The 20,221-nt window shown below is 59.7% G+C and carries 13 protein-coding genes; 6 read left to right on the top strand and 7 right to left on the bottom strand.

Annotated elements, in window-relative coordinates:
- The first annotated feature begins 193 nt into the window (after positions 1 to 193).
- The 4 genes from H6G07_RS18445 (at position 194) to H6G07_RS18460 (ending at position 5,600) form a co-directional block, all read left to right on the top strand.
- Positions 194 to 1,507: a CmpA/NrtA family ABC transporter substrate-binding protein gene (locus tag H6G07_RS18445; protein WP_073608069.1), complete on the top strand. Its 1,314-nt coding sequence runs from the start codon at positions 194 to 196 to the stop codon at positions 1,505 to 1,507.
- Between the two features lie 106 nt (positions 1,508 to 1,613).
- Positions 1,614 to 2,459 carry a nitrate ABC transporter permease gene (gene ntrB, locus H6G07_RS18450; protein ID WP_139296993.1) on the top strand — a complete coding sequence of 282 codons (846 nt, stop codon included), beginning with the start codon at positions 1,614 to 1,616 and terminating at the stop codon, positions 2,457 to 2,459.
- Positions 2,460 to 2,636: 177 nt separating this feature from the next.
- Positions 2,637 to 4,637 (top strand): ABC transporter ATP-binding/substrate-binding protein, encoded by a 2,001-nt coding sequence (locus H6G07_RS18455; protein ID WP_073608070.1) that lies wholly within the window; start codon positions 2,637 to 2,639, stop codon positions 4,635 to 4,637.
- Positions 4,638 to 4,763: 126 nt separating this feature from the next.
- The gene (locus H6G07_RS18460; RefSeq protein ID WP_073608214.1) at positions 4,764 to 5,600 is read left to right on the top strand and encodes an ABC transporter ATP-binding protein; all 837 of its coding nucleotides are present in this window, start codon (positions 4,764 to 4,766) and stop codon (positions 5,598 to 5,600) included.
- A gap of 152 nt (positions 5,601 to 5,752) precedes the next feature.
- On the opposite strand, the gene H6G07_RS18465 is transcribed toward H6G07_RS18460, so the two are convergent.
- From H6G07_RS18465 to H6G07_RS18495, 7 genes are all read right to left on the bottom strand, one after another.
- Positions 5,753 to 8,317, bottom strand: a complete 2,565-nt coding sequence (locus tag H6G07_RS18465) for an O-antigen ligase family protein (RefSeq protein WP_073608071.1) — start codon at positions 8,315 to 8,317, stop codon at positions 5,753 to 5,755.
- A 29-nt stretch (positions 8,318 to 8,346) separates the two neighbouring features.
- Positions 8,347 to 10,974 carry an O-antigen ligase family protein gene (locus tag H6G07_RS18470; RefSeq protein ID WP_139296994.1) on the bottom strand — a complete coding sequence of 876 codons (2,628 nt, stop codon included), beginning with the start codon at positions 10,972 to 10,974 and terminating at the stop codon, positions 8,347 to 8,349.
- The gene (locus H6G07_RS18475) at positions 10,971 to 12,437 is read right to left on the bottom strand and encodes a sugar transferase (RefSeq protein WP_139296995.1); all 1,467 of its coding nucleotides are present in this window, start codon (positions 12,435 to 12,437) and stop codon (positions 10,971 to 10,973) included. Before H6G07_RS18475 ends, H6G07_RS18470 begins: the two co-directional genes overlap by 4 nt.
- 149 nt (positions 12,438 to 12,586) lie before the next feature.
- Positions 12,587 to 13,390 carry a WecB/TagA/CpsF family glycosyltransferase gene (locus tag H6G07_RS18480; RefSeq protein WP_073608074.1) on the bottom strand — a complete coding sequence of 268 codons (804 nt, stop codon included), beginning with the start codon at positions 13,388 to 13,390 and terminating at the stop codon, positions 12,587 to 12,589.
- Positions 13,391 to 13,450: 60 nt separating this feature from the next.
- Complete coding sequence (locus H6G07_RS18485) at positions 13,451 to 15,391, bottom strand: DUF3352 domain-containing protein (RefSeq protein ID WP_073608075.1); 1,941 nt, start codon at positions 15,389 to 15,391, stop codon at positions 13,451 to 13,453.
- A 158-nt stretch (positions 15,392 to 15,549) separates the two neighbouring features.
- Entirely contained in the window at positions 15,550 to 16,713 is a 1,164-nt protein-coding gene (mutY, locus tag H6G07_RS18490) for an A/G-specific adenine glycosylase (RefSeq protein ID WP_244901916.1), read from the bottom strand.
- A gap of 127 nt (positions 16,714 to 16,840) precedes the next feature.
- Positions 16,841 to 17,191 (bottom strand): DUF760 domain-containing protein, encoded by a 351-nt coding sequence (locus H6G07_RS18495; RefSeq protein WP_073608076.1) that lies wholly within the window; start codon positions 17,189 to 17,191, stop codon positions 16,841 to 16,843.
- Positions 17,192 to 17,689: 498 nt separating this feature from the next.
- On the opposite strand from H6G07_RS18495, the gene egtB reads away from it, so the two are divergent.
- Complete coding sequence (gene egtB / locus H6G07_RS18500; protein WP_073608216.1) at positions 17,690 to 18,997, top strand: ergothioneine biosynthesis protein EgtB; 1,308 nt, start codon at positions 17,690 to 17,692, stop codon at positions 18,995 to 18,997.
- Positions 18,998 to 19,111: 114 nt separating this feature from the next.
- Positions 19,112 to 20,083 (top strand): L-histidine N(alpha)-methyltransferase, encoded by a 972-nt coding sequence (gene egtD, locus H6G07_RS18505; RefSeq protein ID WP_073608217.1) that lies wholly within the window; start codon positions 19,112 to 19,114, stop codon positions 20,081 to 20,083.
- Positions 20,084 to 20,221: the final 138 nt, after the last annotated feature.

Genomic DNA, 20,221 nt, shown 5'->3' on the forward strand with positions numbered 1-20,221 from the left:
TGTTTGTTCTGCCAACATTGCCACAGTTTGTTTAGAAAATTTCTGATTTTATAGAGAGCTAAACACTGGCTTCTGTGAGCAGCAATTTAGGTTGAGACTCAGATTTCCTCGGGGATGACTACAACGGTGAGATGCCGCTACCCGATTCTTTTTTCCAATTCACCACATTGCCTAACGTTGGAGTGAGCACAATATGACTCGACTAAATCGCCGTAGATTTTTGATGACCGCCGGCACCGCAGCAGCCGGTACTGTGCTGCTCCACGCTTGCAGTCAGGGCGAATCTGACTCAGCTTCGTCAGACACCCCGACCGCAGCGCCCGCCAACTCGTCCGAGGCCCCAGAAACGACCACCGCCAAGCTGGGCTTTATTGCGCTAACCGACTCTGCCCCGCTGATTATCGCCAAGGTCAAAGGGTTCTTTGACAAGTACGGCATGACCGACGTATCGGTTGAGAAGCAGGCCTCCTGGGGCACCACCCGCGACAACCTGGTGCTGGGTTCTGGCGGCGGCGGCATTGACGGGGCGCACATTCTCACCCCCATGCCCTATCTGATCTCTGAGGGCATTGTCACCGACGGCAAGAAGGTGCCAATGTACATTCTTGCCCGCCTCAACACTAATGGTCAGGGTATTTCGCTCTCCAACGACTACCTCGATCTCAAGGTCACCAAAGACAGCACCCCGCTCAAAGAGGTGTTTGCCAAGCGCAAGGCCGAAGGCAAAGAACTCAAGGCCGCAGTAACCTTCCCCGGCGGCACCCACGACCTGTGGATGCGCTACTGGCTAGCCGCTGGCGGCATTGACCCCGACCAAGACATCTCGACCATTGTGGTGCCCCCGCCGCAGATGGTGGCCAACATCAAAGTGGGCAACATGGATGCCTTCTGCGTGGGTGAGCCCTGGCCGCTGCAATTGGTGAACCAGAAAATTGGCTACAACGCTCTCACCACGGGCGAACTGTGGAAAGACCACCCTGAGAAAGCGTTGGGTATGCGGGCTGACTGGGTCGATGCCAACCCCAAAGCTGCCAAAGCGCTGCTGATGGGCGCGCTAGAGGGTGCCATGTGGTGCGATCAGCCTGAGAATAAGGAGGAAATGTGCCAGATTCTCTCCGAACGCGCCTGGTTTAATGTGCCTGTTTCAGACATTATCGATCGCTCCCAAGGGAAGTTCGACTTTGGCACCGACCGCGTCGAAGAGCTGCCCGACCTGATGCAGAAATACTGGGCTGACAATGCCTCATACCCCTTCAAGAGCCACGACCTGTGGTTCTTAACTGAGAATATCCGCTGGGGTAAGCTGCCCGCCGATACTGACACCAAGGCGTGGGTCGATGCGGTCAACCGCGAAGACCTCTGGCGCGAAGCGGCCACCGCTCTGGGCCAAGAAGCCATGATTCCCAAGAGCACCTCCCGTGGAGTTGAGACCTTCTTCGACGGCGTTACCTTCGACCCCGAAAATCCCCAGGCGTACCTCGACAGCCTGAAGATCAAGCGGGTGTAGATCATCCCTGACCCCTCTCCCCCCGGAGAGGGGAACTACCTGCCCTGAGTTTGCTGGTCTGGAAAATTCTTCGTCCGCTGTTCTCAATCCTGGAGATGCAACCCCAATGACGGCACCCCTCGATATTCGCCCGACGCGATCGCGCTTCAACCTGCAAAAGTTCGCCAATTCGTCTCTGGATGCGCTCAAGGGACTGATTCCCCCGGTGGTGGCGATTCTGATCTTCTTGGTCATCTGGCAAGTGCTCACCATGGGGCCTGATGCCAACCTGCCTACCCCGGTGCGCACGGTGACAGAAACCTGGGAACTGATCATCAACCCCTTCTTTAACTACGGTGGCACCGATAAGGGTCTGTTTTGGCAGGTGTGGACTAGTCTGCAGCGGGTTGCCCTGGGCTTTACCCTGGCGGCGGTGGTCGGCATAGCTCTGGGCATTTTGGTGGGCACCAGCTCGCTAATGTATAGCGCCCTCGACCCCCTGTTTCAAATTTTGCGCACGGTGCCGCCCTTGGCCTGGCTGCCGATTTCGCTGGCGGCGTTTCAGCAGGCGAATCCTTCCGCTATTTTCGTGATTTTTATTACGGCGATCTGGCCCATCATCATCAACACCACCGAGGGTGTTCGCCAGATTCCGCAAGACTACAACAACGTGGCGCGGGTGCTCCAGCTATCTAAGTCTCAGTACTTCTTCAAAATTTTGTTTCCGGCCACCGTGCCTTACATCTTCACCGGATTGAGAATTGGCATTGGCCTATCTTGGCTGGCGATCGTGGCGGCAGAAATGCTGATCGGCGGCGTGGGCATCGGCTTCTTCATCTGGGATGCCTGGAACAGCTCCCGCATCAGCGACATCATCATCGCCATTCTCTACGTGGGTATTGTCGGTCTGCTGCTCGATCGCCTGATTGTATTCGTCGGTGGCCTGGTGCTGCCCGAAGAACAGAAGCAGTAGGGTGGGCACTGCCCACCGTTCCCCTGCACGACCCAGCGGTCAAATCGCCAATGTGTCAGGGGACGCGCTGACCTAAACCTGTGATTCTGCCAAAGGTGTGTGGTGGGCAATGCCCACCCTACGCCGCCAAACTTTCTGGCTTGCTCGCTCGAACTGCACCTTCATTCCCTGAGCGCTATGTCTGTCTTTGTTGAAGTTGACCATATCGATCGCGTCTTTAAGCTGCCCACAGGCGGCGAGTACATTGCCCTCAAAAACATCGACCTGCAAATTCACAAAGGGGAGTTTGTCTCCCTGGTAGGTCACTCGGGCTGCGGCAAATCGACCCTGCTCAACATTCTCTCAGGGCTAGATCAGCCCAGCGCGGGCGGCATTGTGCTCGAAGGGCGGCAGGTCACCGAGCCTGGCCCCGATCGCATGGTCGTCTTCCAAAACTATTCCCTGCTGCCCTGGCTGACGGTGCGCGAAAACATTGCCCTAGCGGTAGACCGGGTGATGAAGAAGCATCCCCAGGCGGTGCGCGATCGCATGATTGACCACCACATCGAGATGGTGGGCCTGCAAAAGGCGGCGAACAAGCGCCCTGGCCAAATCTCGGGCGGCATGAAGCAGCGGGTGGCGATCGCCCGCGCCCTGGCCATTCGCCCCAAGCTACTGCTGCTGGATGAACCCTTTGGGGCACTGGACGCCTTGACGCGCGGCGGGCTACAAGAACAGCTAATGCAGATCTGCCAGGAAAACGAAGTCACCTGCGTCATGGTCACCCACGATGTGGATGAGGCGCTGCTGCTGAGCGATCGCATCGTGCTGATGACCAACGGCCCCGAGGCCCACGTGGGCCAGATTGTCGATGTGCCATTCCCCCGGCCCCGCGAGCGCATGGAGGTGGTCAAGCACCCCAACTACTACAGCCTGCGCAACGAGATCGTCTACTTCCTCAACCAGCAGAAGCGGGCCAAGCTGCATAAGGCCAAGCCCGTGGTGGCCGTAGCCGCCAATGGCCTGGAGAAGGTCAATCTGGAACTGGGCTTTATTCCCCTGGTCGACTGTGCGCCCTTGGTCGTCGCCAAAGAAAAGGGCCTGTTTGAGGCCCATGGCCTGAGCAACGTCACCCTGAACCGGGAGCCGAGCTGGAATGCGATCGCCGACGGCGTGGCCACTGGCCGCCTCGATGCCGCCATGATGGTGGCGGGTATGCCCCTGGGTATGACCCTGGGCTACGGCAACCAGCAGCCCAGGCCCATGGTCAGCGCCCTCACCCTCAGCCGCAACGGCAACGCCATTACCTTTAGCAAGCGTCTATTTGACGAGGGCGTGCGCAGCCTGGCCGACTTCAAAGCGGCGATCGATCGCCGTCCCGATCGCGTCCACACCCTGGCTGCCGTGCATCCCACCTCAATGCACAACCTGCTGCTGCGCTACTGGCTGGCCGCTGGCGGCATCGACCCCGATCGCGATGTCAGCGTCACGGTGATTCCCCCGGCGCAGATGGTTTCGACCCTGAAGGCGGGCACCATCGACGGCTACTGCGTTGGCGAACCCTGGAATGCCCGCGCCGTCAGCGAAGGTTTGGGCGTGGTGATGGCGATCGACAACGACATCTGGCCCGGCCACCTGGAGAAAGTGCTCGGCGTCACCGAAGCCTGGGCCGAACAGTATCCCAAGACCCACGTGGCCCTGGTCAAAGCGCTGCTCGAAGCCTGCGAATACTGCGACGATCGCCGCAACCGCGAAGAGATTGCCGACATGCTCTGCAAGCCCGAATATGTTGGGGCTGACGAAGCTCTCATTCGTCAAGGCTTTGTAGATCCCTACGATCGCGGCGACGGCAGCGATCCCGAGCCGGTGCTCAACTACATTCAGTTCTTTACCGGCAAGGCCAACTACCCCGACGTCTCTGAGGCGGTGTGGATGATGACCCAGATGGCCCGCTGGGGCATTACACCCTTCCCTCGCAACTGGCTGGCCGTGGCCGAGCGGGTGAAGCGGGCCGACATCTTTGGCCAAGCCGCCCGCGAGCTGGGGCTGGTGGATACAGGGCGCGATCGCCATCCCATTCAGTTGTTTGATGGCGTTGTCTTTGACCCCGACGAACCGCTGAAATACCTGGAGCAATACGCCATCAAGCGCGACCTACGCATCGAAGAAATCCCCATGGATATTGCCAACGCACGGTAGAGGCTCCGGCTATTCAGAAACCGGGTTGCTTCTGTGGATTCCTGACCTAGGCTAACTCCTCTCCAGAGACCCGGTTTCTTGCCCACCTATCCACTCCCAGCTCCCCACCCACTCACTCCCCAAATCATGCAAGTGCTCAACTCCCCTACCCAGTCCACCATTGACCGTCAGACCCAGGAACCGTTCCTGATTTTCGACAACCTCTCTAAGGTCTACCCCACCCCCACAGGCGATTTTGTGGTGCTCGACGGCATCGATCTGGCCATCAATGAAGGGGAATTTGTCTGCGTCATTGGCCACTCAGGCTGTGGCAAATCGACCCTGCTGGATATGGTGGCCGGGTTTCGCCAGCCCACCGACGGCGAAGTGCGCCTGCAATCCCAAACCATTCAGGAACCCGGCCCCGATCGCATGGTGGTGTTTCAAAACTACTCGCTGCTGCCCTGGCTCACCGCCTACGAAAACATTTACCTCGGGGTTAACTCGGTCTTCCCCAACAAGCCCGAAGCCGCGAAAAAGCACATCGTCATGGAGCACCTGGAGATGGTGGGTCTGGCCGATGTGGCCAACAAAAAGCCCAGCGCCCTCTCCGGGGGCATGAAGCAGCGGGTCTGCATTGCCCGTGCCCTCGCCCTGCGTCCCAAGGTGCTGATCCTTGACGAACCCTTCGGTGCATTGGATCCGATCACGCGAGAAGAACTGCAAGAGGAGCTGTTGACCATCTGGCGCGACCACCAGATCACCGTGCTGATGATCACCCACGACATCGACGAAGCGCTGTTTTTGAGCGATCGCGTGGTGATGATGACCAACGGCCCTGCCGCCAAAATCGGCGAAATCATGCAGGTGCCCTTTGCCCGCCCCCGCGATCGCGCCCGCATGATGGAAGACCCCAAGTTTTACGAGCTGCGCAACGAAGCCCTCGACTTCCTCTATAACCGTCACGCCCACGCCGACGATTAGGGTCGAATCCTCTCTCGCTATCCTCAAAGGCTTCAGGGTATTCGCTCTGAAGCCTTTGACTTAGGTGCGCCGAGGCCTCTACTGGTTGATTGAATTGGGTGTTGCGGGCTTGGGGGCCGACGCAAGATTCAGTGCCGAGACGGCAGGAACGGCTATTGCGATCGCAGTTCAGCTTGATACGGTTCCAAGGCCCTATCCAGCGCTGGCAAGAACGTCGGCGAGGTAAACAGCGGTTCGAAGAACTGCACCACCGGGATGTTCTCTACCCGAGGCAAAAAGTCCGAGGGGTTAGGCCCGTCGATATGGCGGCTAAGGATCCCAAAGCCCAGGCGCTGGCTGCGGGGTTGCCAGCTCGGTGCCGTGCGCTGAAGCCAATCGGTGAAATCCGCAGCACCTGCCATGCTAGCAACGAGTTGAGTAATCATTTGGGGCTCCGGCAAAGCTAGAGCTAGGTCATCAATATCTTCGGGCTGAGTGACCCAGGCTCTCTCTAGCAGTGCTTGGCGCTGATCGGGGGTTTGCCAGGCCAGAATAGCGTACTTGGCCGGGGTTTCGGGCCAGGTGTCAACATCCACAGGCTGGCCCTCAGCGAGCGTGAGACAGCCCTGCTGAAGGTCGCCGCCGCTGGTTTGCCAGTCTTCGCCTGCCCCAGCCAAATCACCGCGCCACCAGCGCAGACTGCCCCTAGCCTGGTGTAAAAAACTGGTCAACGTTGGATCTTCGGTCTGCTGGAGCAGTTCCCCGTAGCGCTGTTCGACCTGGTTGAGCACGGCAGGATAGATATCGGCAAAGCCCTCCACTCGCCAGAGAGGACTGGCCACCAGGGCAGGATGGCGGATGGCTTCTAGGGTAAAGGCCTCGGTGGCGCAGTCGAGGTCGCCGGTTCGCAGGCAGGCAAACCCCAGACCAAAGAACACACCCATTTTGGCGGGCACCAGGGCGATCGCCTCCCTAAACGACGCCTCAGCCTCATCGAACTGGCCCTTTTCAATTTGAAGCCAGCCCAGGTTCGATTGGCCAAATTCCTGGTAGGGCACCGCCTGATTGCCGGTTTTAAACCAGGCGATCGCATCGTCAAGCAGCACCTGGCGCAGGGGCGGGTTATCGCTCGTTTGCAGGGCAAATTCGCCCAGGTGGTAGCCCAGCTGGTAGGGGTAGTAGGGCTCCCAGGGGGACAGCTTATGGGCCTGCTCTAGCTGGTTGGCAAAGCGATCGATATCGGCAGGTTCTGCTGTCAGGGCCGAGAAGCCACTGCTGGCGGTGCCCCAAGCACGGTGGGTGGGCACTAACCAGAGGGTCATGGCCAGCATCAGGCCGAGGCCAGCTCCGGCCAGCCAGCGGTGACGACGGGGCGACGAAGCCAAGTCCTCGGTTGTGGAAACGGGGTTGAAGGTGCAGGCGAGCACGGCCAGATAGAGGGCGAGGGTGCCTGCGATCGCCGGAATATCCAGCTGATAGTCGGTCAGACTCATCAACCCAAAAGCAAACAGCCCCGCTAGCAGACTCCACACCAGCACCGGGGGCAGCCCGTTGGGGGTATCCTGCGCGCCGCGCCGCATCCACCGCACCGTTAGCAGCACCAGCACCAGTACTAGGGCCAAGGCTGTGGCGATGCCCCAAATACCCATCTCCCCCCACAGCTGCGCCGGGGTGCTGTGCAGCTGGAACTGTAGCTCGGCATCGCGCCCGGCCCAGTGGGGGCGATATTTCTGGTAGACCAGCGGCACGCTGCCCGGCCCCACCCCGGTAAAGGGACGGCTCAGGCCCATGCGCCATCCCGTGACGTTGGTCACCACCCGGTAGGACAATTCTCCCCCAGCAAAATTGCCCTGGGCTAGGCTGCCCAAGACCTGCCGCAGGCGCGGATTGGCGATGATGCCCAGTACCCCCAAGCCCAGGGCGGTGCCGCCGATCGCCAACGCCAGGGGGCGGGGCAAACGGTTGTAGAGCAGAGAAATGCCCACCGCGATCAATCCGGTGACCATAAGTGCCAGCCAGCCGCCGCGCGAGCTGGTGGTGTAAAGGTTGAGCAAGCCGAGCACCATACCCGCTAGCCACAGCCAGCGTCGCCAGCCCCGATCGCTCCAGGCCAGCCCTGCCAGCAAAGGCAGCACTAGCACCAGATAGCCCGCCACGTAGTTTTGGTGGCCGATGGGCTGCCAATTGCGCAGGCTGGTGAGGCCAAAGTTAAATGTCTGATTGACGCCGTAGCCCTGAAGCGTTGACAACCGCGCCAGCTCAGGTTGATAGATCTGGGTGATCCACAGCACCAGACTGAGCAGAATGAAGGCTAGACCCAGGTAGCCCTGAAACCGCAGCAGAGTGTGGAACCGCTGGGGATGGCGGAGCCAGCTACCGAGGGCATAGAGGGTAGCGATCGCCCCCACCGCCGCCCACCCATACCATCGCGCCTGGGCCGGAAATTCTGCCCCTATCGTAGAGACGACCAGCCCAACTACGGCCAGCAGGGCCACCCAGTCGAAACCGTTCCCCAATTTTTTGAAAGGGCGGTGCCAAAGCTGCCACAGCAGCCACAGCATGGGCAAAGTCAGCCCTACCTGCCACAAAAATACCCAGGGCCAAGCCACTATCAAGGTGCTGCTGCCCGGCAGCAGGGTAAAAACTACGTAGAGCGCTGCTATGAGCAGGGCTAGCAGCGTGCCATCGCTAGAATCTTGGGCTGAGGGTTTTGGCTGGGGTAGGGCATCCTCGGTCATGGCTTGGGTAGATGGGTAAGGGGGGCAAATTAATCTGATTTTGTCAGGTGAAAGTGGTTGTGGGTCGGGTGGGGCAGGCCCAGAGCTTGGGTGCGGAGAGCCTCAAGGCGATGGTCGAGGGCAGGAAACTCCCTCGGCCAGGCCGGGAAGAGGTTGAGCTTGGCTACCAGGGTATAGTGCTGGAGGTTTTGCGGCGTCAGCATGAGGGTAATTTGTTTGGCCTGGTAGTTGCGGTAGGCGAAGGTGAGCGACCCTCGATAGCCCTCCTCTGGGTCGGTGACGACGGAGGTCAGCCACAGGCGCAGCGGTTGGGTGCCAAGGCTTTCTTCAATTAGCACATCGTCTAGGTCGGGTGGGCCATCCTGGGGCTGGGCCGGGCTGATGGGATAGGTGCTGGGGTCGAGCCAGGCGGCGAGCAGCCTCAGCTCGGGGCTGTGTTGCCCCAGACGCAGGTCGTGCGCTACCGCCTCAAGGGCAGCCTCAGGATCCGATTCGGCTAAGAGCAACCCCGAAACCACAGGTCGTAGCACATTGGGATCGACCTCCACGGTGGGTTGCTCAGTCCACCAGGCAAGTAGGGCACGGGTTTCGTAAAGGGTGGCAAAACCAGGCTCGCTAGGAACAACGTTTTTGAGTAGGGCATCGTATTCGGCGAGGGTGGCCTGCACCACAGAGGCATAAATCGCCTGATAGGGAGCGGCTTGCCACTGGGGATAAGTCAACGCAGCAGGGTTGACTAGGGCTTCTAGGGTGAAGGCAGCAATGGCACCTGTTTCGTTCCCCGTCTTCTGCAGCAGATCGCCCAGCAGCCAGTAGCCGTAGTGGCGGTGGCGGGGCATGAGCTGCACGGCGCGGGAGGCATAGGGCAGGGCTTTAGCTGGGTCAGTAGTTTGGTGTAAAACGGCTAGATTGTGGTTGAACCAGGCATCGTTGGGGGCGGCCTGCTGGGCCTGGTGGGCGTAGTCGAGCAGCAGCGATCGCACATTATCCTGCGCTTCAGATTCTCCCAAAACCTGGTTGAGACCCCACAGCGCTTCACTAGCTACCGCCGAAGCAGTCGGATCCCAAGAGCTGAGGCGGTGGGCCTTGTACCAACGGGTGTCGGCCAGGTTGAGCTGCTGGTTGTAGAAGGCGCGATCGGCCAGGGCACCGTAGGCCACGGTGAGTGTGAAGGGTAGCCATAGGGTCAACAGTATCCCCAGCCATAGAGAAACTGCCAGTCGCGATCGCCGCCTGGCAGCCTGTCCCAACGGTGTGGCCGTGGGTAGATAGCGATCGCCCAACACCAGCAGCAGCACCACAATTCCTAGGAGCGTGCCTGCGATCGGAATATTCTCCAGTTGATAATCGGTCAGGCTAGAGACTCCGTAGGCCAACAGGCTGCCGCCAATGCCTCCCAGCAGCGCCCGATCCGTGGCTTCGAGCGGCTGCCGCCAAAGCCCGATCCACAGCCGTAGAACGAGCACAATCCCAGCTAAAAATATCCCCAACCCAACCAGCCCCAGTTCCCCCGCAATCTGCACCGGGGTATTGTGGAGCTGTTGAATATGCTCTAGGCCTGCCCCCGTTTCGATCGGGCGATAGAGGTTTGACACCCGACTCATAACACCGGGGCCAATGCCAAACAAGGGGCGATCGCGCAGAATATTGCCGCCCAATCGCAACATAAACCAGCGATCGAGGGTCGGGCCGTCGGTAATACCGCCCGCGCTAAACCAGGCGCGAATGCGGGGATTGCTAGCCAGGGCCAACCCCAGAGCCACAGTTCCCCCCAGGCCAGCTAAACCCCAGCGCCAGCGCTGGGATGGTTTGAGATCTCTAAAGCGACTTAGCCAAGTGATCAGCAGCCACACCACCAGCCCCAGCGCCGCCCCCCGCGATCCGCTGACGTATAACGCCACCAGCATCAGTCCGGCAGAAATCAGCCAAACTCCACGCAGCCAGCCCGTTGTAGCCACCGCCGCCGCCACCGCCAGGGGCAGCATCAGCACAAAATAGCCGCCCACAAAGTTGTGGTGCCCCAGGGGCTGATGGTTGCGCAGCGCCGTCAGAAAATTGTCTGCCGCCCACATAGCGTTGTCGGGTCGCCAGAGGGTCAGGCTCACCACTGCGGCCCCGGCGGCCACCACGACTAAACCCCACCACAGCCGGAGGCGACTCAGCCAGCTGCGTTGGCCGGGCCCAGACGCATCGACCACGTTGCGGTAGAAATACAGCACCGCAATATAGGTCACCACCAGGCTCACATTCCACAGCGCCACACGGGGAAACGGCGACACCAGCGCCGACAGGGCCAGGACAAGACCCATCCCCAGCGCCACCCAATCCAGTCCGTAACCCAGGGCGTAGAAAGCTCGTTCGGGCTCTGAGCCAGATGCTTGTGCTGCGTCAGTGCTCCAAGCCTCTGGATAGTGCAGCCGCCGCCACAGCCCCACCAACAGCGCTATACCGCCTGCCTGCCACAGCAAAATCCAGGCCCAGCCAACCATGCGGTAATAGCTCAGCGGCAGCCAGCTAAAGATCAGGAGCATCAGTCCTCCGGCCAGCCATAGCCCCGGCTTTTGGCCAGTCCAGCCGTTCCGACGGTGGTCAATTCCCGAGTTCGCCGCATCGCCGGAATCTGTTGCCCCTGGCGAAGGGGAAGAATCGGCGGTCAATAGGCCCCCTTGCCCCAGAGCACAATTCCCAGGGTGGCGGTGAGAATTTCTAGATCCAAATTCAGCGACCAGTTATCGATGTAGTGCAGGTCGAGGCGAGCCACATCATCAAAGGTGTCGATGTCAGAACGGCCCGAAATTTGCCACAGCCCCGTCACCCCCGGCAGCACTTGGTGACGAATGTTGTGCCAACCGTCGAACTTGGCCACATCGCGCACCGGCAGCGGACGCGGCCCCACTAAGCTCATCTGGCCGCAGAGCACGTTAAACAATTGGGGCAACTCATCGAGGCTGGTGCGGCGCAGCAGGCGGCCTACCCGAGTAATGCGCGGGTCGTGCTTGACCTTGAAGAGCACCCCATCCGCCGACTCATTGTGCTGCTCTAGCTCGGCCTGGAGCCGAGGCGCATCGACCACCATGGTGCGAAACTTCCACACCTGGAAGATATTGCCGTGCAGGCCCACTCGCTCCTGGCGAAAGAAAATTGGCCCGGCTGAGTCGAGGCGAATCGCTAGGGCAATGCCCAGCAGCACTGGCCCCAGGGCGATCACACCTAGGCCTGCCCCCAGGTAGTCCATCGAGCGCTTGAGGCGGTAGTCCCAGCCGCCCATCAGGGGGGCGTCGAGACGCAGGGTCGGCAAGCCTGCTACAGTCTCGGGGGTGCCCCGGCGGTAGAGCATGTCGCGGCTGGTGGGGAGCAGCTGCATGGCAATGCCCGCCCGCCGCAGCTTCCAGTACAACTCAGAGGCCAGGTCGGCGGAGGGAATGCTCTCAGCCAGCACTAGGGTGGCTCCGGAGGCCAAAATCGCCTGGTAGGTGGTAGCAGAGTTGGCGGTGGTCGCCAGGGCTGCCCCAATGACGGGAACCCTAGCCCGCTGAGAGAGCACATCGGCCAGGCGCTTGAGCCGGGGGGCAGGGGCAATCAGAAAGACTGAGGCGGGCACCTTGGATTGGGTGAGGGGGCGCAGCAGCAGCGTTGCCACTAGCCGCAGCCCTACCACCAGCCCCACCCCGCTAAACCAGGCCGAGAAAAACAGCGATCGCGGCAAATCCAGCTTGGGGTCGTAGAAATACATCACCACCAGCGCACTCAGATACACCAGGCTGAGCAGCTTGCCCGCCCGCAGGTGCTTTTGCCCCTGTGATTTGGTGTCGTAGAGCCCACCGTAGGCAAACAGCCCCACGGCACAGGCCACCAGCACCCAAAAGGGGCTGGGCAGCCCCAGCCAAGTCCACCATACGAGCTGAGGCGGAATGGGTGAGAAGAATTGGTTGAGCGATCGCGCAATGTTCCACGACAGCCCCAGCGCCAAAATATCCGTAGCCAGCAGCACCAGCCCCCGCCGCCCCGAGCCAGCCAAGGCGTCGCGTAGCTGAAATCTAAGTCCTCGGGGGGCGCGAATATCTTGGCGGTAGCGGGGCCGCTGTTGCATTACGGCGGGTACGGCACGGTGACAATCCATAGCAGGGGGCAGACGCATAGGGATGAGTTGGCCCTAGTATTCCGCAATTGTGCTGAGAATCCATCATTGGAGGATGGGTTTGAGGTGGAAGGTTTAGGGGGGTAGGGGGTGAGGGGGTAGGGGGTGAGGGGGTACATAAACCGTGAACCCTAAACCTTAAACCTGGAACCCTTTTCGCTAGCCCGTGCTCCCCACAGCCGATATCTGGCCACCTGCGCCCCAAACAGCAGCACAAACATAGGGTTATTCACCAGATAGCGCTGCCACAGACGGCGCGGCTCTTGGCCAAAGCGGTAGAGCCACTCTAGGCCGAGGCGCATCATCCAGCGGGGTGCTTGGGAGACATCGCCGCTGAAGAAGCTAAAGGCCGCGCCAACGCCGATCATGACAGCGTTGACCTGGCTTTGGTGGCGGTGCATCCACTGCTCTTGCTTGGGGCAGCCCAGGCCGACAAACACCACCCGCGCCCCCGACTGGTTAATGCGCGCCACATCATCGGCGGCTTCCTCGGCTGAGAGCGGGCGAAAGGGCGGGGCGTGGGTGCCCGCAATCGGCAGGCCGGGGAATTGCTGCTGGAGGGAATTGGCCATTTTCTCTAGCATGGGGGCGGTGCCGCCGTAGAGGTAGATGGGTAGGCCGAGCTGGGCGGCGCGATCGCACCAGGCCAGCATCAGATCTGGCCCATAGACTCTGCTCTGGCCAGGCACCCCCAGCAGCCGCAGCCCCATCACCAAGGGCATACCATCGGAGGTCACCAGGGCAGCATCTTCGAGAATGCGCTGGTACTGCGAGTCCCAGTAGGCGGTCATCACCACGTGGACGTTGGCAGCGACCACGTAGCCCGATCGCCCGGTGGTGGCCCAGGTTTGAATGCGATCGCAAGCATCCCTATAGCTGGTGGCATCCACCCGAGTTTTGAGAATGCGCCTAGCTTGAAGCACTGGCTCCGTCATGGTAGTGACCCTTGCATAGCACCTATTCTATCGGGGTCTGAGGTCTGGCCCCCTTAGCTTCTAATCTCGGCGGGGGGCGAGGCCGAGCTGGCCCTGAAGCTCCATGTGGTTGGGGGTGAAGGCGGTGGTGGCGCTGAGGCTGCGCAGGCTGCCGAGGTAGGGTTTGGCGACATCGAAGCTGGGGTCGTCGTGGAAGCCAAACACTTCGTAGGCCAGGGCTAGGGTAGCGCCCACGTTCAGATAAAAGTAGCCGTCGTTGGGAGTGGGGAAGGTCGCTGTCGCCTCGTCGAACAAGAAAAAGTCAGACAGAGGATCGTGGGGTGAGGGGGCCAAAATACTGGCCATAGGCACCGCGCCAGAGGTGATAGCCAGGGTATCGTCGGTGACCCAGCCGTGGCTGCCCACGCTGAGGTCGGGCACATAGTCACCGTTCAAGCTAGAAAACAATTCCCAACTTGTGGCGGGCTGTTGATTGACGGTTCTGGGGTGAACGGTGAGGCCAACGCTGGGCAGCAGGTCATCCACCGCGGCCAGGGTGCGATCGGCGGTGGGGCGATCGCTGGTCTGCAATAGCAGCCCCAGCCCCACGTACTGCAAGGGGCCACCTTCGGTGGGAAAGGCGGCGATCGCATATTCCCCGTCCATCCAGCCAAAGACATCGTCGTCGAGGTCAAGCCCGGTGAAGAGGGTGAACCCAGCGCGTACCGTGGCCAACCCATCGCGGGTAAAGTCGCTAGCCTGGTCTAGAACACTGGCCACAGTGCGCCAAAGGCCCGCGATGTTGCGGCCACTCATGACCACAAAAGTCGAGGCAGGCAGCAGCTCTAGGGGGCTGTCGGCGTTGGCCACCGTGGGGGTGAGGCCAAAGGTAAAGGGCACCGCATCGTAGTAGTAGCGGCCTCGAACTTGCATGCCGGTTGCCATGGGATACACCAGGGCCTCTAGAGTGCCGCCAAAGTTAAGCGATCGCAGACTTCGCAGCGTTTCGTCATCCAGGCTGGTGGGAGGCGTGGGGAAAGGCAGCGGCAGCTCGGCGGCGGGCAGATCCGTGGCCGAAAGGTTGTAGTTCAGCAGCTCCAGGGCGTTGCCATAGACGGCAAAGAGAGCCTGGGTACGCTGTCGATTAGTTAGGGTGCGCTGAAATTCTCGGCTATCGGTGAGGGAGTTTTGGGCTGCGCTCTGGCGCAGGTGTAGGTATTGCTCAAGGGCGGCGGGGCTTTCTGCTGTGATCAGAGCGTCGGGCAAAAAGGCTACGGCCAGGCCGCTAGGGCCAAACTCTGGCAGGGGTACTGGCACCTCGACCTCAAAAGTTTCTTCCTCTTCATGAAAGGGGCTAACGGTAAGGGGCAAGCCTACCGCACCGTTAAAGCGCAAAATTTGCGGAGTAGGACTGGCTTTCAGCGGCACAATCTCCGCCTCCCCGGCTTCGAGGCTGGGATCGTCGATAGCTTCTGGATCCGCTTCATCGTCCCAATTGCAGGGGTCTGCGTTGACCTCAGCGGGGCCACAGGCTTCTGGAATGGCTGGCTCAGACCACTCGTCAAACTCGGGGGTAGGCCAAAAGTAGATCTCGGTGCCCAGGGCAGAGGTCACCTCTGGGGCATCCCCTTGCAGCTCAAAGAAACTGTCGCGAAAGGCGGCAAAGGCTTCAGCGTTAGTAACTGGAGCCACCATGATCGAGGCTTCGGCAATAGTCGCCGATTCGCCCGGTGGCACCGGCAGCAGCGCCACCACGGCGGTGTCGCCGATCCAGGGAGCTACCTGGCTGGCAAAGTCAATCCCGTAGGGCAGGTAGGGCAACCCCGGTAGGGCTGGGGTCAATCCCTGTTCTTCGTCCAGCAGTTTAAAGAGTTGGTACTGACTGAGCTGACCCCAGGTATCAGTGGTGGTGTCGATCAGCAGCACCAGGGCGGTGTTGTTGGGCAGATGATGCCAGGCGTCGGGTTCAACGGCGTGGGTGGCTAGGGGCGGAAGGGTGCCAACCGCTATCCCTGACCCCATAAGTCCTAAGGCCAACCTTCGTCCCAGGGGATAGAGGCTTGTCCACCGAATCCAACCCAGTCCTCGATTCCCAGTGTCCATAGCTACGCTGCGCTCCAAACAATCTTTTCTATCAAAACCGAGGAAAAGAGCGATGTCTGTAAACTATGGCGGTTTATTTACGTTGAGGGCGAAATTTCGACCACATCCACGGGTATTTGGCCCGCCGCGTAGGCCCGCAGGGCGTTGATGATGTGGATATTGGCCTTGGGAAAGGGAAACTCTTCAATGGTGTCGAGGGTGACCCAGCGCACCTCATCGCACTCGATGGGCTGGGGGTCGCCGCTCAGATGGGTGCAGTGGTGCACGTTGAGGGTGACTTTGAAGTGCGAATAGGCATGGGTGACGGTGCAGAGGCGATCGCCCACCGCAATCTCAATCCCCAGTTCTTCCTGAATTTCCCGCGCGATACAGGCCTCAATCGTCTCGCCGGGTTCAATTTTGCCGCCGGGAAACTCCCACAGCCCACCCAGTAGCCCCTCCTGCTTGCGGCGATCGATCAGGATTTGGTCTTGCCCATTCCAAATCACAGCGACGCCAATTTGCTTGTGGGGCAGGGGGCCTTTGGTTTCTGACATGGGCAGCTCCGATTGAATATTGCGATTATAGGCTTGGCAGTGGGCCTGCCAGGGGCAGCGATCGCACTGAGGATTGCGCCGCGTACAGAGAGTTGCACCCAGATCCATCAACGCCTGGTTAAAGTCGCGGGGGTTCTGAGGATCCAGAAGATGCTCCGAAAGCACCCACAGATCCTTTAAGGCTTTGGCTGGCGGCACCGGCAGCGCCACCAGCCGGGCCAGCACCCGCTTCACATTGCCGTCGAGAATGGCGTGGGGTAGGTTAAACGCCGAACTGAGAATGCCCCCCGCCGTGGTTTTGCCAATACCGGGGAGCGTGGTGATGGTGTCAAAATCTTGGGGAATTGCGCCCTTATGCTCTGTGGCAATGCGCTGGGCAGCCTGGTGCAGGTTGCGGGCGCGGGCATAGTAGCCTAACCCTTCCCAGGCTTTAAGCACTGTTTGCTGGTCAGCGGCGGCTAGCGCCTCCACGGTGGGAAACTGCTCTAGCCAGCGCTGGTAGTAGGGCAGCACCGTCTTCACCTGGGTCTGCTGGAGCATAATCTCCGAGATCCAAATGGCGTAGGGGTGGTCAATATTGCGCCAGGGCAGGGTGCGGCCACAGTCGGCGTACCAGGCCAGCAGCTCTGCTCGCAACGCCTCAACAGGAAAATCCGGCCAGGGCAGCGTTGCCAGGGCCGGATTGGGGGAAAGAGGGTTTAGCACCCTCCTCGTGCTCGTTGTGTAAGAACCCTCAGTGTCGCGCGCGGTAGAACGGCGACGGCCAAAGGAGGAATTGAAACTTGGTTGATCCGCTGGGACAGGTGGTTGACTAGGGCTCACTCAGCTTCGACTATTCGGGATCCGGGGCAGATTCTGCCGACATCAGCGAGTCCTCAAAGGCCATGCGCTGTTCAGCGCCCCGCAGAAAATACCCGCTCATCATAGCAGAGGCCAGCAGACGACCCAGGTTTTCGCGGTTGGTGGTGATTTCTACGTCAAAGTGCTGGGAGGGCAGCCCGCCGAGCAGCCCGATAATGTTGTGTTCCATCATCTGTTGCACTTCGGTAGAAGCAGGATTAGAGAGCTGGGCAATCGTCTCAGGGCTCATGCCATGGACGTACTGCATGAGGGAGTTGGGATGCTCAGAGGAGTTTTTGAAGCCGTTGAAAAGGTCTTGGGCTTTACCGGAAGAATTGCTCACAGGAGATACCTCGCTTGGCTAGCAGTGTGCGTGCGGCCTGGGTTTATCGAATTGAGCTGGATAGGGTTATTGTTCCCCATTGGGATTAGAACCCTAACTTTTTGTTGTCTACGTCACTATTGACTATCTACATGGAGTCGCTCAGTCATTCCTGAAACCCATGTAACTAAGTTAACAGGCTAGGTTTTGTCGCTGGGTAGGCAGAACCGTACCACTGGTGGAGAGGTTTTGCCCTGAAACGGCTGTGGGATGTTTCTCCATAGATAGATGTCTGGGTCAACCCTAGGGTTCAAGCTGAAGCAAGACTTTCTACGGGTATTCCATCTAACTGAAAATCCTAATCGAGGTTACTGAGATCAAATGTTCGGTAGAGCATGGTTTGGGATGAGGATAGAGCCAGAATAATCCCAGGAAGGTTTTAGACAATTTAAGGTAGTCATCATTTTGTCATGAGTGCTATCTGTCACAATTGCCAGCAATGTCCCCAAAAGCCCCAAAATGACGCTTTCTTCACCCTTTGCACCATCGTTAGAGGTCTCCTTGGCCACCGCTGTAGTGGCTCAGTATAGGGCTGTGCGCCACCTCAGCGAAACCCTCTGTGAACCACTTGAGATTGAAGACTATGGTGTGCAGAGCATGGCCGATGTTAGCCCTCCGAAGTGGCATCTGGCCCACACCACCTGGTTTTTTGAGACCTTTCTTCTGCGCCCCTACCTCGAAGGCTACCGAGAATTTCACCCTGGCTACGGCTATTTGTTTAACTCCTACTATGAGGCAGTGGGCGATCGCCACCCCCGCCCCCAGCGCGGTCTGCTGTCGCGCCCTACGGTGAAGGAGGTCTACGAGTATCGCGCCCATGTGGATGCGGCGATGGAGAGGCTGCTGGGCGATGGTCAAGGACCGGCCCGAGAGGGCGATCGCGCCGACCATCCCACCGTGGCAGAACTGACTAATCTTGGCCTGCACCACGAGCAGCAGCACCAGGAACTCATCCTCACCGACCTCAAATACAACTTGGCGATCAATCCCCTGCGCCCCGCCTACCGTTCAGATGTCGCATTGGGACAGGCTGAATCCTCAGCACCGCTGACGTTCATAGATTTTCCTGGCGGCCTCTATGACCTTGGCCATCAAGCTGCTGGGTTTGCCTTTGACAACGAAGGCCCAGCCCATCGGGTCTATCTCCAAGATTTTGCCTTGGCCAACCGTCTGATCACCAACAGCGAATATCTAGAATTTGTTGCTGACAAGGGCTATCAGACCGCTGCTCACTGGCTCGCCGAGGGTTGGGGCATGGTGCAGAGCGAAGGTTGGCAAGCGCCTTTGTACTGGGAGCAGCGCGACGGTGAATGGTGGGTGTTTACGCTGGGCGGCATGCAGCCCGTGAACCCAGCGGCTCCCGTATGCCACCTCAGCTACTTTGAGGCCGATGCCTTTGCCACTTGGCGGGGCGATCGCCTCCCCACCGAAGCCGAATGGGAAGTGGCCGCCGCCCAGATGCCCATCCAGGGCAACCTTCTCGCTGCCGACCACCTGCACCCTCAACCAGCCTCTGCATCCCAAAACCTTCAGCAGCTCTACGGCGATGTTTGGGAATGGACCCAGAGCGCCTACCTGCCCTACCCCGGCTTTCGCCCCGCCCCCGGTGCCGTGGGAGAATATAACGGCAAGTTTATGTGCAACCAAATGGTGCTGCGCGGCGGCTCCTGCGTTACTCCACCCGGACACATTCGCCCCAGCTACCGCAATTTCTTTCCGCCCAGCGCCCGGTGGCAGTTTAGCGGCCTGCGGCTAGCGAAGGGGTAAGGGGGGGTAGGGGTTAAGGGGGTGATGGAGCTTTTAACCCTCGATCACTCCCCTACTCCCTACTCCCTACCCATCTCTCCCACTCCCCTATCTCCCCCACTCCCCCACCTCCCCATGCCCCCCACCTCTCAAACCAAGCCCTCTCCCGTCAAGCTCTACGACTTTCACCCACCCGTGGAAGACTTTCGCAGCGCCGTGCTGCGGGGTTTGAGCCAGCCGCAGAAGACCCTTTCTCCTAAGTTTCTCTATGACAAGCGGGGGTCGGAGCTGTTTGATGCTATCTGCCAACTGCCGGAGTATTACCTGACGCGCACCGAGATGGCCATTTTGCAGACCCATGCGGAGGCTATTGCGGCGGCTCTAGACCACCGCGTCTTGGTTGAACTGGGCAGCGGCAGCAGCCAAAAAATTCGCATTTTGCTGAATGCTGCGCCTCAGGTAACAACCTACGTGGGAGTCGATATTTCGCGGCAGCATTTGCAGGAGGCCTGCGCGGCGCTGATGGGAGATTTTGGGGGGCTGGATGCGATCGCCGTTTGCGCTGACTACACCCAACCCCTGCCCATCGCCGCCATTCCTGAGCTGCAGAACCGCCCCACCATCGGCTTTTTTCCCGGTTCTTCCATTGGCAATTTAGAGCCTACCGAGGTGATCACTTTCCTCAAAACTGTGGCGGTGCTGGGCGACTTAATCGTGGGGGTAGATCTTAAGAAATCCCCTACCATTCTCGAACCCGCCTACGACGATGCCCAAGGGGTTTCAGCAGCCTTTGCCCTGAATGTGCTGGAAAGGATCAACCGAGAACTGGGGGCCGATTTTGACCTGAGCCAGTTTGAGTATCGGGCGCACTACAACGAGGCCCAGGGGCGGATCGAGATGGCGATCGCTAGCCTCTGCGATCAAACGGTGCATCTGGGCGATACAGCGATTGCGTTCAAAGCGGGCGAAACTCTACGCACTGAGCATTCCTATAAATACACGGTGGATGAGTTTCAGCTCTTGGCAATGGAAGCGGGTTTTCAGCCGGTGCAGGTGTGGACTGATGAGCAGCAGCTCTTTAGCCTGCACCATCTAAAGCAGATTTAGGGCGCTGGCCTATAGAAAAAACTTTTCTGGCGTTGCTGATCAGCGGTATGATTTGCCCCCCTAGCCCCCCAATTCTGGGGGGAACCGGACAACTTCAAAGTCCCCCAAATTTGGGGGGTTGGGGGGCCGATGCAGCAA

The organism is Phormidium tenue FACHB-1052, from assembly GCF_014696675.1.
GTDB lineage: Bacteria > Cyanobacteriota > Cyanobacteriia > Phormidesmidales > Phormidesmidaceae > Nodosilinea > Nodosilinea tenuis_A.

Bases quoted from the DNA above. Each gene is read 5' to 3' on its own strand.
- egtD (WP_073608217.1), top strand. From the start codon at position 19,112: ATGCCCCCCACCTCTCAAACCAAGCCCTCTCCCGTCAAGCTCTACGAC.
- H6G07_RS18465 (WP_073608071.1), bottom strand. From the start codon at position 8,317: ATGACCGAGGATGCCCTACCCCAGCCAAAACCCTCAGCCCAAGATTCT.
- ntrB (WP_139296993.1), top strand. From the start codon at position 1,614: ATGACGGCACCCCTCGATATTCGCCCGACGCGATCGCGCTTCAACCTG.
- egtB (WP_073608216.1), top strand. From the start codon at position 17,690: ATGACGCTTTCTTCACCCTTTGCACCATCGTTAGAGGTCTCCTTGGCC.
- H6G07_RS18475 (WP_139296995.1), bottom strand. From the start codon at position 12,437: ATGGATTGTCACCGTGCCGTACCCGCCGTAATGCAACAGCGGCCCCGC.
- H6G07_RS18455 (WP_073608070.1), top strand. From the start codon at position 2,637: ATGTCTGTCTTTGTTGAAGTTGACCATATCGATCGCGTCTTTAAGCTG.
- H6G07_RS18460 (WP_073608214.1), top strand. From the start codon at position 4,764: ATGCAAGTGCTCAACTCCCCTACCCAGTCCACCATTGACCGTCAGACC.
- H6G07_RS18485 (WP_073608075.1), bottom strand. From the start codon at position 15,391: ATGGGGTCAGGGATAGCGGTTGGCACCCTTCCGCCCCTAGCCACCCAC.
- H6G07_RS18480 (WP_073608074.1), bottom strand. From the start codon at position 13,390: ATGACGGAGCCAGTGCTTCAAGCTAGGCGCATTCTCAAAACTCGGGTG.
- H6G07_RS18445 (WP_073608069.1), top strand. From the start codon at position 194: ATGACTCGACTAAATCGCCGTAGATTTTTGATGACCGCCGGCACCGCA.